We start from the raw sequence: 16746 nt of genomic DNA on the forward strand, positions 1-16746 counted from the left end.
GTAGATGAACAGGCCCCGGATTATTTGCGTATCCGGGGCTTTTATAGGTGCGCCCGGCGGGCGCACGTTCTAACGGGTGAAAGTCCCTGACCCGCCCGGCAGTGGGAAGGGTGCAGCCAATGGCAAGGGCGTCATCGTGAGGTGGGGTCTGAAGGAAGCCGGAGGCAAACCACTGGCCTGTAAAAGTTGTCCGGATAGGCTGTGAAGCGTGGATGAGGTTGCCTAACAAACTAAAGTCCAATAACTGCACGGAACGCCAGCAGTAAACGGGGCAGGTATAAGTGGGAAAGAACGTGTGAGTACCCGGGGAGGTCTCACGGACGTGAAAGTGGCGATAAAACATTCGCTGTCACGGAGTAAAGCTTGCCGTGAGAAGTCAGCAGAGGTCATAGTACCGGGCGGTCGCAAACGCACCGGGAAGGACTGAACAGTAGGAGGTGTCGTTACCAAATGGAAACCGGACATGGAATTAAGTACAGACAACTTCATATTGAGGACTACCTGCGAGAGATACCTGCGGAACAGGGAAGGGAAACAGGAGAGTACGCCCATGAAAGGATTACCGGGAACCCCGACACCAACACGGACTTTCGGACGGACAACCTGCTAGATACGATTCTTAGAAGCGACAATCTAAATGCCGCCTATAAGAAGGTCAAAACGAACAAAGGCGTTGGTGGGATTGACGGAATGCAGGTGGATGAACTTCTACCCTACCTGAGAGAACACCAGTCCGAATTGGTCGAGCAGGTGAGGGAAGGCAAATACAAGCCAAACCCAGTCCGAAGGGTAGAAATACCCAAAGAGGAGAAAGGAAAAACAAGGAAACTGGGGATACCCACAGTGGTAGACAGGGTAATCCAACAGGCAATCGCACAGGAACTGACGCCCTTATATGAAGAACAGTTCTCTGACAACAGCATCGGATTCCGTCCCGGCAGAGGGGCGCATGACGCACTGGAAAGATGTAGGAAATATATCAACGAAGGATATGTCTACGTGGTCAGCATGGATTTACAATCCTACTTTGACACGGTGAACCACAGCAAGCTGATAGAGGTGCTGTCGAGGACGGTGAAGGACGGGAGGGTAATCTCGCTGATACACAAGTACCTGAAAGCCGGAGTAATGGAGGACGGAGGATTTCACGCAACGACCGAGGGCGTGCCGCAGGGAGGCCCGCTAAGTCCCTTATGTGGAAATGTCATGCTGAATGAGTTGGACAAGGAACTGGAGCGCAGGGGACACAAGTATGTGAGGTATGCGGATGACTGCCTGATTCTGTGCAAAAGCAGGAAAAGCGCAGAGAGGACAATGGAAAACATTGTGCCATTCATCACAGGAAAAGTGTTTCTGAAAGTCAATCTTCAGAAAACGACAGTGAGCCACGTCAGCAAGATAAAATACCTGGGCTACGGCTTTTACCGGCATAAAGGGAAATGCCGCATGAGGATACACCCGAAGTCGGTGGCAAAAATGAAGAACCGGATACGGGAGCTGACAACCAGAGGGAACAAATGGAGCAATCAGGAGAGGGAAGAAAAACGCCGAAGCTATGCAAGGGGATGGATTAACTATTATCGATATGCAGACATGAAAAGCCTGATGGAACAGACGGATGAGTGGCTGCGCCACAGAATCCGAGCGGTGTACTGGAAACAATGGAAGAAGGTACGCACAAGATATAAAATGTTGCGGGCGTTACATTTACCAGAGTGGAAGGTGCATGAGATGGCGAACTGCCGAAAGGGAGTGTGGAGAGCGGCGGGAATGCTCAACTCGGCACTCACCAAAAGAATCATAGTGGACAGACTTGGTTATCCCGATATGACTGCCCACTATCTGAAAGTCCGAGTAAACTATTGAACCGCGTAGTACCGAACGGTACGCTACGTGGTGTGGAAGGGGAGGTTAAAATCTCCCCTATCCGATGTGCGCCCGGCGGGCGCACGTTCTAACGGGTGAAAGTCCCTGACCCGCCCGGCAGTGGGAAGGGTGCAGCCAATGGCAAGGGCGTCATCGTGAGGTGGGGTCTGAAGGAAGCCGGAGGCAAACCACTGGCCTGTAAAAGTTGTCCGGATAGGCTGTGAAGCGTGGATGAGGTTGCCTAACAAACTAAAGTCCAATAACTGCACGGAACGCCAGCAGTAAACGGGGCAGGTATAAGTGGGAAAGAACGTGTGAGTACCCGGGGAGGTCTCACGGACGTGAAAGTGGCGATAAAACATTCGCTGTCACGGAGTAAAGCTTGCCGTGAGAAGTCAGCAGAGGTCATAGTACCGGGCGGTCGCAAACGCACCGGGAAGGACTGAACAGTAGGAGGTGTCGTTACCAAATGGAAACCGGACATGGAATTAAGTACAGACAACTTCATATTGAGGACTACCTGCGAGAGATACCTGCGGAACAGGGAAGGGAAACAGGAGAGTACGCCCATGAAAGGATTACCGGGAACCCCGACACCAACACGGACTTTCGGACGGACAACCTGCTAGATACGATTCTTAGAAGCGACAATCTAAATGCCGCCTATAAGAAGGTCAAAACGAACAAAGGCGTTGGTGGGATTGACGGAATGCAGGTGGATGAACTTCTACCCTACCTGAGAGAACACCAGTCCGAATTGGTCGAGCAGGTGAGGGAAGGCAAATACAAGCCAAACCCAGTCCGAAGGGTAGAAATACCCAAAGAGGAGAAAGGAAAAACAAGGAAACTGGGGATACCCACAGTGGTAGACAGGGTAATCCAACAGGCAATCGCACAGGAACTGACGCCCTTATATGAAGAACAGTTCTCTGACAACAGCATCGGATTCCGTCCCGGCAGAGGGGCGCATGACGCACTGGAAAGATGTAGGAAATATATCAACGAAGGATATGTCTACGTGGTCAGCATGGATTTACAATCCTACTTTGACACGGTGAACCACAGCAAGCTGATAGAGGTGCTGTCGAGGACGGTGAAGGACGGGAGGGTAATCTCGCTGATACACAAGTACCTGAAAGCCGGAGTAATGGAGGACGGAGGATTTCACGCAACGACCGAGGGCGTGCCGCAGGGAGGCCCGCTAAGTCCCTTATGTGGAAATGTCATGCTGAATGAGTTGGACAAGGAACTGGAGCGCAGGGGACACAAGTATGTGAGGTATGCGGATGACTGCCTGATTCTGTGCAAAAGCAGGAAAAGCGCAGAGAGGACAATGGAAAACATTGTGCCATTCATCACAGGAAAAGTGTTTCTGAAAGTCAATCTTCAGAAAACGACAGTGAGCCACGTCAGCAAGATAAAATACCTGGGCTACGGCTTTTACCGGCATAAAGGGAAATGCCGCATGAGGATACACCCGAAGTCGGTGGCAAAAATGAAGAACCGGATACGGGAGCTGACAACCAGAGGGAACAAATGGAGCAATCAGGAGAGGGAAGAAAAACGCCGAAGCTATGCAAGGGGATGGATTAACTATTATCGATATGCAGACATGAAAAGCCTGATGGAACAGACGGATGAGTGGCTGCGCCACAGAATCCGAGCGGTGTACTGGAAACAATGGAAGAAGGTACGCACAAGATATAAAATGTTGCGGGCGTTACATTTACCAGAGTGGAAGGTGCATGAGATGGCGAACTGCCGAAAGGGAGTGTGGAGAGCGGCGGGAATGCTCAACTCGGCACTCACCAAAAGAATCATAGTGGACAGACTTGGTTATCCCGATATGACTGCCCACTATCTGAAAGTCCGAGTAAACTATTGAACCGCGTAGTACCGAACGGTACGCTACGTGGTGTGGAAGGGGAGGTTAAAATCTCCCCTATCCGATGTGCGCCCGGCGGGCGCACGTTCTAACGGGTGAAAGTCCCTGACCCGCCCGGCAGTGGGAAGGGTGCAGCCAATGGCAAGGGCGTCATCGTGAGGTGGGGTCTGAAGGAAGCCGGAGGCAAACCACTGGCCTGTAAAAGTTGTCCGGATAGGCTGTGAAGCGTGGATGAGGTTGCCTAACAAACTAAAGTCCAATAACTGCACGGAACGCCAGCAGTAAACGGGGCAGGTATAAGTGGGAAAGAACGTGTGAGTACCCGGGGAGGTCTCACGGACGTGAAAGTGGCGATAAAACATTCGCTGTCACGGAGTAAAGCTTGCCGTGAGAAGTCAGCAGAGGTCATAGTACCGGGCGGTCGCAAACGCACCGGGAAGGACTGAACAGTAGGAGGTGTCGTTACCAAATGGAAACCGGACATGGAATTAAGTACAGACAACTTCATATTGAGGACTACCTGCGAGAGATACCTGCGGAACAGGGAAGGGAAACAGGAGAGTACGCCCATGAAAGGATTACCGGGAACCCCGACACCAACACGGACTTTCGGACGGACAACCTGCTAGATACGATTCTTAGAAGCGACAATCTAAATGCCGCCTATAAGAAGGTCAAAACGAACAAAGGCGTTGGTGGGATTGACGGAATGCAGGTGGATGAACTTCTACCCTGCCTGAGAGAACACCAGTCCGAATTGGTCGAGCAGGTGAGGGAAGGCAAATACAAGCCAAACCCAGTCCGAAGGGTAGAAATACCCAAAGAGGAGAAAGGAAAAACAAGGAAACTGGGGATACCCACAGTGGTAGACAGGGTAATCCAACAGGCTATCGCACAGGAACTGACGCCCTTATATGAAGAACAGTTCTCTGACAACAGCATCGGATTCCGTCCCGGCAGAGGGGCGCATGACGCACTGGAAAGATGTAGGAAATATATCAACGAAGGATATGTCTACGTGGTCAGCATGGATTTACAATCCTACTTTGACACGGTGAACCACAGCAAGCTGATAGAGGTGCTGTCGAGGACGGTGAAGGACGGGAGGGTAATCTCGCTGATACACAAGTACCTGAAAGCCGGAGTAATGGAGGACGGAGGATTTCACGCAACGACCGAGGGCGTGCCGCAGGGAGGCCCGCTAAGTCCCTTATGTGGAAATGTCATGCTGAATGAGTTGGACAAGGAACTGGAGCGCAGGGGACACAAGTATGTGAGGTATGCGGATGACTGCCTGATTCTGTGCAAAAGCAGGAAAAGCGCAGAGAGGACGATGGAAAACATTGTGCCATTCATCACAGGAAAAGTGTTTCTGAAAGTCAATCTTCAGAAAACGACAGTGAGCCACGTCAGCAAGATAAAATACCTGGGCTACGGCTTTTACCGGCATAAAGGGAAATGCCGCATGAGGATACACCCGAAGTCGGTGGCAAAAATGAAGAACCGGATACGGGAGCTGACAACCAGAGGGAACAAATGGAGCAATCAGGAGAGGGAAGAAAAACGCCGAAGCTATGCAAGGGGATGGATTAACTATTATCGATATGCAGACATGAAAAGCCTGATGGAACAGACGGATGAGTGGCTGCGCCACAGAATCCGAGCGGTGTACTGGAAACAATGGAAGAAGGTACGCACAAGATATAAAATGTTGCGGGCGTTACATTTACCAGAGTGGAAGGTGCATGAGATGGCGAACTGCCGAAAGGGAGTGTGGAGAGCGGCGGGAATGCTCAACTCGGCACTCACCAAAAGAATCATAGTGGACAGACTTGGTTATCCCGATATGACTGCCCACTATCTGAAAGTCCGAGTAAACTATTGAACCGCGTAGTACCGAACGGTACGCTACGTGGTGTGGAAGGGGAGGTTAAAATCTCCCCTATCCGATGTGCGCATTCCGAAGGACACATAATAAGTACTCATAACGAGGAGGACAGGAAAATGAAACAGAATCATTTACTCAGTGTTAGGAATGTAACCGTCATGGCCATGTTTGGCGCCCTGGCGGCAGTGCTCATGATTTTTGAGGTGCCCCTTCCCTTTATCGCGCCGTCATTTTACGGCATGGATATCAGCGAGGTTCCGGTACTTGTGGGTACCTTTGCCCTGGGGCCTGTGGCAGGCGTTGTCATGGAGCTGGTGAAAATCCTGGTGAAGCTGATACTGAAGCCTACCAGCACGGGATTTGTGGGAGAGTTTGCCAATTTCTGCGTTGGATGTTCCCTGGTGCTGCCCGCAGGCTTTATATACAGGCTTAACAAAACAAAAAAGGGAGCTGTCATAGGAATGGCGGCAGGAACCGTGATCATGACAATCGTGGCTGTGATACTCAATGCGGTTGTTATGCTTCCGTTCTATTCCCATTTCATGCCTCTGGACACCATCATTGCGGCAGGCGCGGCCATTAACCCGGCCATCAGCAATGTGTGGACTTTTGTAATCCTGGCCGTAGGCCCCTTCAACATATTGAAGGGCGTCATTGTAAGCCTGCTCACCGCCCTGGTCTATAAGAGGGTCAGCGTTATTATCCATTCGGATTCAGAAAGGCGGGCCGTTAAAACTTCTTAAGGATTGGCAGCCGGCGCAGGATGGGTGGGTTCCGGCTGAATCCTGGGATTTTCAGGGTCAGGGGCCGGACCGATTACCGACAGGTCGTAACGGTCCATGGCTGTCTGAACCATCTGTATGGCCTGGTAGAATACCAGGGAGAAAAATGGGAGACCTCCGATAAAACGGCCAGAGTAATGGACTCCTGCCAGCGGCTCTCTATATAATTCTGCATACTCTGGACTGCTTCTATCTGTTCTTTCATCTGCGTCACCTCCGGTATTTATGATTATACAGAATTGGAAAAAGGAATTCTCGACTATTCTTGCGGATATTAAGCAAAAAAACACCACGGAAAAATAAAAACGTGGTGTTTTCGCTTCTCATGACATGACTCTGTAATCCCGCGTATGCAGCTCCTTTACAGCGGGATGATTTCCCCGTCATCCGGCACCAGCAGGTTGCCGCGGTAGTATTCCCTGCCCTCGGCTGTATAAAGGGCTTTGCGCTCCGCCAGGTGTTTGTCCTCCGTATGCCACAGTACAAGATTGGGGATGGAGAGGTCCTCCGCCAGCTCACAGGCCTCTTTTACCGTGCTGTGGTGTTTTTCGTAGGGCTCGAAAATCTCGCGGTCGCGGTACAGGCAGAAGGCCTCGTGGAGCAGCCAGTCACTGCCTTCCACATAAGGGCGGCACTCTGCATTGTACGGCTCGTCGCCAGCGCAGGTGAACCGGCGTCCGTTTTTCAGGATGGTGGTAAATCCGAACTGCCTGGCCTTGGTGGACAGGATGTCAAAGAAGGTGACATCATGGTCCAGGATATGGACTGTTTCGCCGTCCTCCACCGGCACCAGGAAAATGCGGCTTCCAATCATCTTATAGAACTTGCCCTGAATGGTCAGGCGGCAGATGGTGGAGATGGTATCCACCAGCCCCTGGTGGCAGTAAATCTGCAGCTCACCTTTATATTTTCCCTTTTTCATGGCGGCAGCCACCATGCGCGCCATCCACACAATGCCCAGGATGTGATCTGTGTGCTCATGGGTGACGAATATGCTGTGGATATGGCACAGGTCCACATCCATATCCTCCAGGATGCGCAGGATGCCGTTTCCGCCTCCTGCATCCACCATGAAATATTCATCTCCGTCCTTTATGGCAAAACAGGTGTTATAACAGCGGGTGGCCTGGGCGTTTCCTGTTCCAAATACGTATAATTCCTCCATTGGCATCTCTTCTCCTTAGAAAAAATTTAGATAATCTTAAACCTTTGTTCAGTTGGAAAAACTTTTCATTTCATTAAGAATATGTTACTATAACTTTATAATACCTGCAAGTATTTGATTTTACAATATTTGCAGGTATTTCTTGTTACTAATTTGTTACTAATTCAGTATTATATTGAATAAAAAGTTATGAAATTTTAGTCCGTGGATTTCAGTATCGTGTAGAAGAAACTTGAAAAGTGTGTTATCATGAAATAGCTGTCGAAGCCTTCCAGCAGAAGGGAGGTGATTCAGTGGATATAATCATCGCTTTTTTAATTTCTGTTGCGGCATCTGTAGCTGGTTACTACATATGCAAATGGCTGGACAGAAATAAATAGACAGCACAGCCTAGAAAGAAAGCCTCGGAGCCAGCACCTCCGGGGCTTTCGCTTTGTCCAGTGGACAATCATCGCTTTTTTGGTTATCTTTATCTTATGCCATTTTAAGAGAAATGTCAAGATGCTCATGATATTTTAGCCATTGCATTTTTCAGCTCGGGAGTTTGATAGACGGTAGTACTTCTTCAACTATTGTTCGCAAGTTAGGAACATTGGAGCATCTTCTGGTCGAACACGGACCGACAAGAGATGACGTGATCGCATGGGCAAAAAACGAAGTGAAAATAGAAACCGAAAAATACAAAAAAGAAAAAGAGACAAAAACAGTATTGATCCCTTTCCATGCGGACAGGCAGTTAGATCATGATAAACAGAGCTTTTACCGTGGCGGTTATCTTTTCCTTCAATCTGTTTATTATCAGCTGCAGATGAATAAAGTCTGTCGGAAATTAAAACAAAAATATAAATTCAAATATGATATCAACGCGATCCTTTCCGACCTGATCTACACAAGGATCCTGGAACCCTGCAGTAAGCATTCTTCCTATAAAGCTTCATCGGAATTTTTAGAGAAACCTTCCTACAAGCTCCATGATGTGTACCGAGCATTGGATGTTCTCGGCGCGGAATGTGATCTTATTCAGGCGGAAGTCTATAAAAACAGCCATTTCCTTGGTCAGAGAAATGATAAGATCCTTTATTATGACTGCTCGAATTATTACTTCGAGATCGAGCAGGAAGATGGCTGTAAAAAATATGGAAAAAGTAAAGAACACAGACCAAACCCCATCATTCAAATGGGACTGTTCATGGACGGGGATGGGATCCCCCTTGCTTTCTCGCTCTTTCCGGGAAACGCGAATGAGCAGACATCACTGAAACCACTGGAAAAGAAAGTCCTTGGAGATTTTGGATGCCAGAAATTCATTTACTGCAGTGATGCCGGCCTGGGTTCCGAATCCATCCGGGAGTACAACCATATGGGAGAACGGGCTTATATCGTCACCCAGTCTATCAAGAAGCTGAAGAAGGAAGAAAAGGGATGGGCGCTAAATCCCCACGGGTTTAAACGGGTAGCAGATGACACTCCCGTCGACATCACAAAACTGCCGGAAGATGACAAAGGACTTTACTACAAGGATGAGCCGTATACCACAAAAAGACTGCATCAGCGTCTGCTCATCACCTATTCCCCAAAATATGCGCTTTATCAGAAGTCTATCCGTGACAAGCAGGTAGAACGGGTACAGAAAATGCTAGATTCAGGGAAAGCCAAAAAGAACCGCAGGAACCCCAATGACCCGGCCCGCTTCATCGGAAAAATGGCAGTTACAAAAGAAGGGGAAGCTGCGGATATCAGACAGTATCTGGATGAGGATAAGATCTCTGAGGAGGCGCAGTATGACGGATTCTATGCAGTATGCACAGATCTTTTGGATGATGAGGTCGGTGATATCTTAAAAGTAAGCGAAGGCAGATGGCAGATTGAAGAATGTTTCCGTATCATGAAAACAGATTTTTCTGCCAGACCTGTATATTTACAGGAAGAAAACCGGATCAAGGCGCATTTGCTGATCTGCTTTCTTGCGTTGGTCCTCTACCGTTTTCTTGAGAAAAAACTGGGTTCAAAATATACCTGCGAAGAACTGCTCGACACTCTAAAAGCAATGAATTTTGTGGAGATACAGGAGCAGGGATTTATCCCACTGTATAAACGGGAAGCGATCACGGATGATCTTCATGAGGTCTGTGGCTTCCGAACGGATTATCAATTCATAACCAAAAGTAAAATGAGGACCATTCAGAAAAAAAGTAAAGGGAAAGAATAAATTACTATACTTCGTGACAACGAAAGAAATCGCTGTAGCCCAGTAAATACAATGGATACAGCAATTTTTTCTTCGTATAACTGTCAAAGACAGGAGTATAGTTTTGTCACTGGTATAAAAGTATTTGTTGTTCTATAATATAAAAAAACTTGGAGGTAAACATCACTTTGAAGAAGAAACTTTTTAAAAATATCATGACCTTTTCTGCATTATGTGTGTTGGGAGTAACCGGATGCTCAGATTCCACCCAAGCGTATAGTTCAGGAGAGAGAACAACACAAGAAATTTCACAAACTGCCCCTATGCAGCAAAGTCAAGAAACAAATGAGGATGAGAACGATACAGAACCTACAGCCAGTGAATCGGTAGGGATTCTCGATAATTTTATGCTGGTTTATGCACAAGCGCACAGCGCTAGCAGTTCTGTAAGCATTACATATCCGGTATTTCTTGATTCTAAGGCAGAAGAACTAAATTCAATTATACATAGAAAAGTGCAGGAAGTTGGACAGATTGATACTGCCCTGTTTTCGCCTGATGCTGCACTAACAGCAGAGTACAAATCGGCTGTTACTCTAAAAAACAGTAAAATTGTAAGTATCATTTTCTGGGGGGAATCGTCTGTTGACAACAGCCCGGATAAAACAACCAATTTAACTTCTATCAATGTAGATTTACAGTCAATGAAGGAATTAACTTTAAACGATTTGTATACTACAAATGAAGATTTTAAGAAAGTTTTTTTTGAAAAGGCATTCTTCCCAGAAAATCCGATAACTTCTTATGATAAAGAACTATTTCATAATATGTTACAATTACAGAGTCCTGAATATCAAACGGTAGATCCGTTTACCATACCAGGCAATGTAATATGTTTTTTAAAACCCGATGGCATTGTGCTAAGTATGCCTTCGATACATGCAACAGGAAGCGATCATTTTGAAGCACAGATCAATTACAGTGATATACAGAAATTTTATCTGCCAGAACATAACTATTGGGAAAATTGCTATTTTAAATATTAAGAAGGTAATTTCCAGGGGTTTGATTAGATTTGGGGGTTATGCTATACTACAGACAGATGAAATCCGGAAGACATCAGGGCACGAAAATAGAGCAGCCAGAACTTTGGTCGGCGATGGCTGCTCCACACTCATAAACGGTGACTCATAGTGATATCACAAGCTTAATATATCACGTAGGCCACCCGATTTCAAGGAGGTTTGATATGTTATGGCATGTAAAGTATTAAGCAAAGAACAGATGAAGGCTCAGATTATTGAGTGGATGGACAGCGATGCGGTTATAGAGCGGGTCTACTATTTAATAATCGGATTAAAAGGAATACCTTTGTAAAAAATGCTGGGGAGTGCCTAAAATGGGCGCTCCCTTATCTGATATATTAGTCATTGTCAATCGGCCTCAAACGGGATATAATTTTTGTTACTAATTTGTTACTAATTGAGCGATTCTTGCATATTCTCACAAGGTACTAAATATTGAATTTATAAGGCTTACGGCTTTCTTAAATTGTTTGTAAATTGGAAAAATTTATGTTACTATAACTTTAAATAAAATGCAATTGGGATTGGGGGAATATGATGATGAGGGATTTGGCATATCTTAAGCTCCTGGCAAAAGAATACCCCACAGTTAAGGAAGCTACCAGCGAAATTGTCAATCTGACAGCAATTTGCAGCCTTCCGAAGGGAACAGAATATTTTTTCAGCGATTTGCACGGGGAATATGAGGCATTCATACACCTGCTGCGGTCTTCATCCGGTATCACCAGGGAGAAAATCAGGGAGACCTTCGGCCACCTGATTCCGGAGGAGGAGCAGGTACAGCTGGCCAACCTGATTTATTATCCGGAGCGGAGTCTGGCCCGTATGATGAAGCAGGGGCACTACACCGAGGACTGGCAGAAAATCACCATCTACCGCCTGGTACAGAGCTGCAAGGAGGTGTCCTCCAAGTACACCCGTTCCAAGGTGCGCAAGAAGATGCCCAAGGAATTTGCCTACATCATTGACGAACTGCTTCATGTGGACTACAACGACGATAACAAGAAACTGTACTATAATGAAATCATACACTCCATCATTGAAAATGACACGGCGGACAAGTTCATCATTGCCCTGTGCCATCTGATTCAGAACCTGACCATTGACAACCTGCACATCATAGGAGACATCTATGACAGGGGCCCCAGGGCGGACATTATCATGAATGAGCTCATGTGCTTCCACGATGTGGACATACAGTGGGGGAATCATGACATCTCGTGGATGGGAGCGGCCACAGGGAATCTGGCCTGTATCTGCAATGTGCTGCGCATTGCCATCAGCTACAACAGCTTCGATGTGCTGGAGGACGGTTACGGCATCAATCTGAGGCCGCTCTCCATGTTTGCGGCCAAGGTATACCAGGAAGACCCCTGCGCGCGGTTCATGCCCAAGATTCTGGACGAGAACATTTACGATGCGGTGGACCCTGGCCTGGCGGCCAAGATGCACAAGGCCATTGCCGTGATTCAGTTTAAGGTGGAGGGCGCCATGATTAAGCGCCATCCGGAGTATGAGATGGATAACAGGGTCCTGCTGTCCAACGTTGACTTTGAGAAGGGGACCGTGGTCATTGACGGTAAGACATTTCCCATGCTGGACATGAATTTCCCCACCGTGGACCCAAAGAATCCCCTGGAGCTCAGCCGCGGGGAGAAGGAGCTTCTGCGCACCCTGCAGGCGTCCTTTAAACATGGGGAACTGCTGCACAAGCATATAAGGTTCCTGTACTCTCATGGGGCAATTTATAAATGTTATAATTCCAACCTCCTTTACCATGGCTGTATTCCCATGAAAAAGGACGGTTCTTTTGATACCATCACCATGAACGGGGTATCCTATGGCGGGAAGGAGCTGATGGACTTCTTTAACCAGCAGGTTCAGAATGCCTATTTCATGCCCGAGGGGACGCCCGGAAAGGAGCAGGCCATGGATATGATGTGGTATCTGTGGTGCGGGGCAAAATCCCCTGTGTTCGGCAAGGATAAGATGACTACCTTTGAACATTACTTTGTGGAGGACAAATCCACCCATAAGGAAGTGATGAACCCCTACTACCAGTTGAGCCTGAAGGAAGAATTCTGCAACCGTCTGCTGGAGGAATTCAGGCTTCCCGTGGAGGGATCCCACATCATCAACGGCCATGTGCCTGTTAAGCTTAAGGATGGCGAGAAGCCCATGAAGGCGGGCGGCAAGCTGTTCATCATTGACGGCGGTCTGTCCAAGGCATACCAGAGCACCACGGGCATTGCGGGGTATACCCTGATTTATAATTCACATCACCTGGCCCTGGCGGAGCACAGGCCCTTTGACCCAAAGAAAGAGAGTACGCCCAGGGTATCCGTGGTGGAAAAGGTAAAGAGCAGGGTGATGGTGGCTGATACGGATAAAGGAAAAGAATTAAAAGGACAGATAGCCGATTTGAAGGAGCTGGTAGCTGCTTACAGAGAGGGAACGATTAAGGAAAGGGTTGAGTAATGAGCAGGACAGAATTTTTGCAGGGACTAAAAAGTGAGCTGGAAGGACGGGTACCTTATTCCGTCATACAGGAGAATTTGCGGTATTATGACTCCTATATTATGGAGGAGGCTGCCAAGGGCCAGACAGAGGATGAGGTCATAGAGAGTCTGGGCGGCCCAAGAATCATTGCCAGGACCATAGTGGATGCTGCCCTTGACACCGAGGACAGGCCGGATGGGTTTGATTCCTTTGAATCAGAGTCCGCCTACCGGACAGGGGCAGCAGGAAGCAGCCAGGAAGAACGGGAACCGTTCAGGGGAAGAAAACCGGAGGTCCATTATGTGGACTTCAGCAAGTGGTATGTCAGACTCATTGCCGGGCTGGTAGTATTCCTGGTCATATTCCTGGTGATGACCGTGTTCTTTGGCATCATGGGACTAGCTGGCTGGATTCTGTCCTATATATGGCCGGTGCTGCTGGTTATGCTGGCCGTGTGGATGTTCAGGGGACCCAGAAGATAATCAGGAGCTGACATTACGCTGATATGGCAGAAGCATATGGCAGGGTGCATATGGCAGGAGCTGTTAAAAAACAGCTCCTTTTTCTTGACAAAAATGTGAATAAATAATATACTGATTTCAATAAACGTAATATTTGTGTAATATTTACATTTTCAGGAAAATAGATGGAAGTTAGGAGAATCAGCGTGAACATAAGGGGATTAGGGAAAGGAATCATAAAGATATCAGGGCTTATGTGCCTGTGTGCAGGGCTGTGGGTGATGAGCCCCATGGACAGCCAGGCAGCCGTAAAGAAGGCAGAGATTCGGACCCGGTCCTCCTATGTGGTGAAGATAGAGGCGCCCTCCGTGGACGTACACAGAAGTGCCAGCCAAGATTCGGCCAGACAGGGCCAGGTCATGAGGGGCCAGACCTATGAAGTGCTGGGAAGAACGCAACAGGGCTGGGTCAGGATCCGAACCGGCGGAAGGGAAGGATACATAAAGACCTCCGGCAATGCCACAGTGGTGGAAAAAGCCCATGAAACCGTGGATGAGGATGCCAAGATGCGCCGTCAGGTAGTGGAATATGCCCTTCAGTTTGTGGGTGGCCGTTACCAGTACGGCGGTGTGGACCCCAATAAGGGTGTGGACTGCTCCGGCTTTACCAGATATGTGCTGGGCAAGGCAGCTTCCATAAATCTCCCCCATTCATCCACCGGACAGTCCTCATACGGCAAGGTCGTAACAGAGGACCAGATGCAGCCGGGAGATCTGCTGTTTTACGCCGGGGGCGGGGGCATCAATCATGTGGCCCTGTACATAGGCGATGGGGAAGTGGTGCATGCATCCACAGAAAAGACAGGAATCAAGACCTCCCCATATGATTACAGAAAGCCAGTTAAGATTGTAAGCCTGCTGTCCTGAGACAGCGGGCTTTTTTTCTTGTATTATAGGGTGCGCCCAGCTAAGGGCTTGAAATTTAGTGGGTGAGAGTCCCACGGTGTAAGGTACAAGCTATACCGCATCAAGCGAGTCTTGGGTGGACAGCAGCGATGTTGCCTGCTAAGCGTAGACAGCGGGATTGCAGGGCATAGCCGTATATAGCTTCGATATTAAAATGAAATTGGGAAGGCAGAAGTGCTCCTATACACTGAAAGCAACACAGCTGTAGTCGTTAAGAGCGAGAATGCAGCTGCTTCCCCGGGGTTTTAAGGCTGGTCATGTAATCAAGGATTTTAAGTCAACTGGGGAGGTCTGCCAGGCTCCGGGCAGGTTGCGTAAGCCCGGTATACGGAACAACGGTAGAAAGGAGAACCGTAAATGGCCGGCAGAAGTCGGATGGCCGAATAGTACACAGCAAAAAAAAGCGGTGGAAGTCGAGAGAGACCTGTCCTCGCAGGTCAGCCATGCAAAGTCATATCAAAGAGGAAACATAATCTGTACGCAGAGACAGGAGAAATTATGGAAACGAAATTGGCGAGAATATCACAGTTGTCAAGCGAACATCCGGAAATGGTATTTACGTCCATAGGGCATCTGATTAATAAAGAGTTACTGAAAGAATGCCACAAGGAGATGGATGGAAAGAAAGCGGTAGGAATTGATGGAATTACCAAAGAGGACTACGAAGTAAATTTGGAAGAAAACTTAGATGAATTAATCAGGAAAATGAAGAAGAAGGCATACAAGCCCAAACCGGCAAAACGGGTGGAAATACCAAAAGAAAATGGAAAGACCCGCCCGCTCAGTATATCCTGCTATGAGGATAAGTTAGTACAGGAAGCGCTAAGGCGAATACTGGAAGCAGTGTTCGAGCCCCATTTCTACGAAGAAATGATGGGATTCCGCCCAGGAAGGAACTGCCACATGGCATTAAGGAGACTGAATGGGATGCTGGAAAGGGAAAAGACGAATTGGGTGCTGGACGCAGACATTAAAGGGTTTTTCGACCATTTAGACCATGAATGGATAGTAAAGTTCATAGAATCGCGGATAAAAGACCCGACCATTATCAGACTGGTAAGACGGATGCTGAAAGCGGGAATCATGAGAGATTTCAGATATGAGGAGACAGAAGAAGGGGCAGGCCAAGGCTCGGACTGCTCCCCGGTCATAGCCAATATATATATGCACTATGTGCTGATATGGTGGTTCAGGGAGAAAGTACAGCCAGTGATGAGAGGATATGCGGGGCTGGTAGTCTATGCGGATGATTTTGTGGGATGCTTCCAATATAAATCAGATGCAGAAATATTTTATGAACACTTAAAGCGCAGAATGAAGTACTTTGGACTAGAATTGGAGGAAAGCAAGACAAGGTTGATTGAATTTGGCCGATTCGCAGAAAGTAACCGGAAAGACCGGGGAAAAGGGAGGCCGGAGACGTTCACATTCCTGGGATTCACGCATTACTGTTCGCATGGCAGGACGGGAAAGTTCAGAGTAAAGAGGAAAACCAGTAAGAAAAAGCTTGCAAAGAAAAGCAGGGAAATAAACGCCATGATAAGAGACATGAGGTTTCTGGAGATAAACAGGATAGTAAAGAAACTAAATGAAGTACTGACTGGTTATTATCATTATTACGGAATTACTGACAATTCAAGAAGCCTGAACTCATTCAATAATGTGGTATGGTTTAGGTTATTCTACTGGCTGAACAGAAGAAGTCAGAGAAGGAGCTATACGAAGGAAGGATATAAGGAACTAATGAGACAGTTCCCGCTTGTGCGGCCACGTATTTATGTCAGTATATACGGATAACTGTAGATGTATTAGCTTTGCAGGGAGCCGGATGCGGGAAAGCTGCATGTCCGGTTCTGAGAGGGGTAAGCCCTGTAAGGGGCTTACCTACTTACCAAAGTCCTTGCTGAAATAAAGTTATGTAAACTAATGATTCTGCCAAAGGAGGGTATAGAAAACAGACGG

13 protein-coding genes and 1 pseudogene are annotated in these 16746 nt (G+C 47.7%); 11 read left to right on the plus strand and 3 right to left on the minus strand.

Features of this window, described 5'->3' with window-relative positions:
- Positions 1–450: 450 nt before the first annotated feature.
- Positions 451–1866, plus strand: a complete 1416-nt coding sequence (gene ltrA, locus LA360_RS22500) for a group II intron reverse transcriptase/maturase (protein WP_166433694.1) — start codon at positions 451–453, stop codon at positions 1864–1866.
- 23 nt (positions 1867–1889) lie between these two features.
- Here the strand turns inward: ltrA (LA360_RS22500) and LA360_RS22505 are convergent, their stop codons facing one another.
- On the minus strand, positions 1890–2114 hold the full coding sequence (locus LA360_RS22505) for a hypothetical protein (protein ID WP_146774920.1): 225 nt from the start codon (positions 2112–2114) through the stop codon (positions 1890–1892).
- A 221-nt stretch (positions 2115–2335) separates the two neighbouring features.
- On the opposite strand from LA360_RS22505, the gene ltrA (LA360_RS22510) reads away from it, so the two are divergent.
- Positions 2336–3751: a group II intron reverse transcriptase/maturase gene (gene ltrA, locus LA360_RS22510; RefSeq protein ID WP_166433694.1), complete on the plus strand. Its 1416-nt coding sequence runs from the start codon at positions 2336–2338 to the stop codon at positions 3749–3751.
- 23 nt (positions 3752–3774) lie between these two features.
- Here the strand turns inward: ltrA (LA360_RS22510) and LA360_RS22515 are convergent, their stop codons facing one another.
- Positions 3775–3999 (minus strand): hypothetical protein, encoded by a 225-nt coding sequence (locus tag LA360_RS22515; RefSeq protein WP_146774920.1) that lies wholly within the window; start codon positions 3997–3999, stop codon positions 3775–3777.
- A gap of 221 nt (positions 4000–4220) precedes the next feature.
- Here LA360_RS22515 and ltrA (LA360_RS22520) point away from each other — a divergent pair, with 221 nt between their 5' ends.
- Both ltrA (LA360_RS22520) and LA360_RS22525 read left to right on the plus strand, forming a co-directional pair.
- Positions 4221–5636: a group II intron reverse transcriptase/maturase gene (gene ltrA, locus LA360_RS22520; RefSeq protein WP_112481449.1), complete on the plus strand. Its 1416-nt coding sequence runs from the start codon at positions 4221–4223 to the stop codon at positions 5634–5636.
- A 119-nt stretch (positions 5637–5755) separates the two neighbouring features.
- Positions 5756–6382, plus strand: coding sequence for an ECF transporter S component (locus LA360_RS22525; protein WP_022200489.1), 627 nt, complete (start codon positions 5756–5758; stop codon positions 6380–6382).
- A 400-nt stretch (positions 6383–6782) separates the two neighbouring features.
- On the opposite strand, the gene LA360_RS22530 is transcribed toward LA360_RS22525, so the two are convergent.
- Positions 6783–7592: an MBL fold metallo-hydrolase gene (locus tag LA360_RS22530; RefSeq protein ID WP_022200491.1), complete on the minus strand. Its 810-nt coding sequence runs from the start codon at positions 7590–7592 to the stop codon at positions 6783–6785.
- A 559-nt stretch (positions 7593–8151) separates the two neighbouring features.
- Between LA360_RS22530 and LA360_RS22535 the strand changes: the two are divergent.
- The 7 genes and pseudogenes from LA360_RS22535 to ltrA (LA360_RS22560) all read left to right on the plus strand — a co-directional run.
- A pseudogene (locus tag LA360_RS22535) lies at positions 8152–9795 on the plus strand (IS1634 family transposase); the annotation flags it as partial.
- A gap of 167 nt (positions 9796–9962) precedes the next feature.
- Positions 9963–10820 carry a hypothetical protein gene (locus LA360_RS22540; RefSeq protein ID WP_057573054.1) on the plus strand — a complete coding sequence of 286 codons (858 nt, stop codon included), beginning with the start codon at positions 9963–9965 and terminating at the stop codon, positions 10818–10820.
- Between the two features lie 208 nt (positions 10821–11028).
- The gene (locus LA360_RS29810) at positions 11029–11151 is read left to right on the plus strand and encodes a hypothetical protein (protein WP_263870237.1); all 123 of its coding nucleotides are present in this window, start codon (positions 11029–11031) and stop codon (positions 11149–11151) included.
- A gap of 245 nt (positions 11152–11396) precedes the next feature.
- On the plus strand, positions 11397–13337 hold the full coding sequence (locus LA360_RS22545) for a fructose-bisphosphatase class III (RefSeq protein WP_022201965.1): 1941 nt from the start codon (positions 11397–11399) through the stop codon (positions 13335–13337).
- Positions 13337–13840 (plus strand): HAAS signaling domain-containing protein, encoded by a 504-nt coding sequence (locus LA360_RS22550; protein ID WP_027640733.1) that lies wholly within the window; start codon positions 13337–13339, stop codon positions 13838–13840. The genes LA360_RS22545 and LA360_RS22550 overlap by 1 nt, the downstream gene beginning before the upstream one ends.
- A 164-nt stretch (positions 13841–14004) precedes the next feature.
- Positions 14005–14745 carry a C40 family peptidase gene (locus LA360_RS22555; protein WP_057573053.1) on the plus strand — a complete coding sequence of 247 codons (741 nt, stop codon included), beginning with the start codon at positions 14005–14007 and terminating at the stop codon, positions 14743–14745.
- Between the two features lie 537 nt (positions 14746–15282).
- Positions 15283–16581 (plus strand): group II intron reverse transcriptase/maturase, encoded by a 1299-nt coding sequence (gene ltrA, locus LA360_RS22560; protein ID WP_057572962.1) that lies wholly within the window; start codon positions 15283–15285, stop codon positions 16579–16581.
- The last annotated feature ends 165 nt before the right edge of the window (positions 16582–16746 follow it).

It is taken from the genome of Enterocloster clostridioformis, assembly GCF_020297485.1.
In the GTDB taxonomy this organism is placed as follows: Bacteria; Bacillota; Clostridia; order Lachnospirales; family Lachnospiraceae; genus Enterocloster; species Enterocloster clostridioformis.

Bases quoted from the DNA above. Each gene is read 5' to 3' on its own strand.
- ltrA (WP_166433694.1), top strand. From the start codon at position 451: ATGGAAACCGGACATGGAATTAAGTACAGACAACTTCATATTGAGGAC.
- ltrA (WP_112481449.1), top strand. From the start codon at position 4,221: ATGGAAACCGGACATGGAATTAAGTACAGACAACTTCATATTGAGGAC.
- LA360_RS22550 (WP_027640733.1), top strand. From the start codon at position 13,337: ATGAGCAGGACAGAATTTTTGCAGGGACTAAAAAGTGAGCTGGAAGGA.
- LA360_RS22555 (WP_057573053.1), top strand. From the start codon at position 14,005: ATGGAAGTTAGGAGAATCAGCGTGAACATAAGGGGATTAGGGAAAGGA.
- LA360_RS22545 (WP_022201965.1), top strand. From the start codon at position 11,397: ATGATGAGGGATTTGGCATATCTTAAGCTCCTGGCAAAAGAATACCCC.
- LA360_RS22530 (WP_022200491.1), bottom strand. From the start codon at position 7,592: ATGCCAATGGAGGAATTATACGTATTTGGAACAGGAAACGCCCAGGCC.
- LA360_RS29810 (WP_263870237.1), top strand. From the start codon at position 11,029: ATGGCATGTAAAGTATTAAGCAAAGAACAGATGAAGGCTCAGATTATT.
- ltrA (WP_166433694.1), top strand. From the start codon at position 2,336: ATGGAAACCGGACATGGAATTAAGTACAGACAACTTCATATTGAGGAC.
- ltrA (WP_057572962.1), top strand. From the start codon at position 15,283: ATGGAAACGAAATTGGCGAGAATATCACAGTTGTCAAGCGAACATCCG.
- LA360_RS22525 (WP_022200489.1), top strand. From the start codon at position 5,756: ATGAAACAGAATCATTTACTCAGTGTTAGGAATGTAACCGTCATGGCC.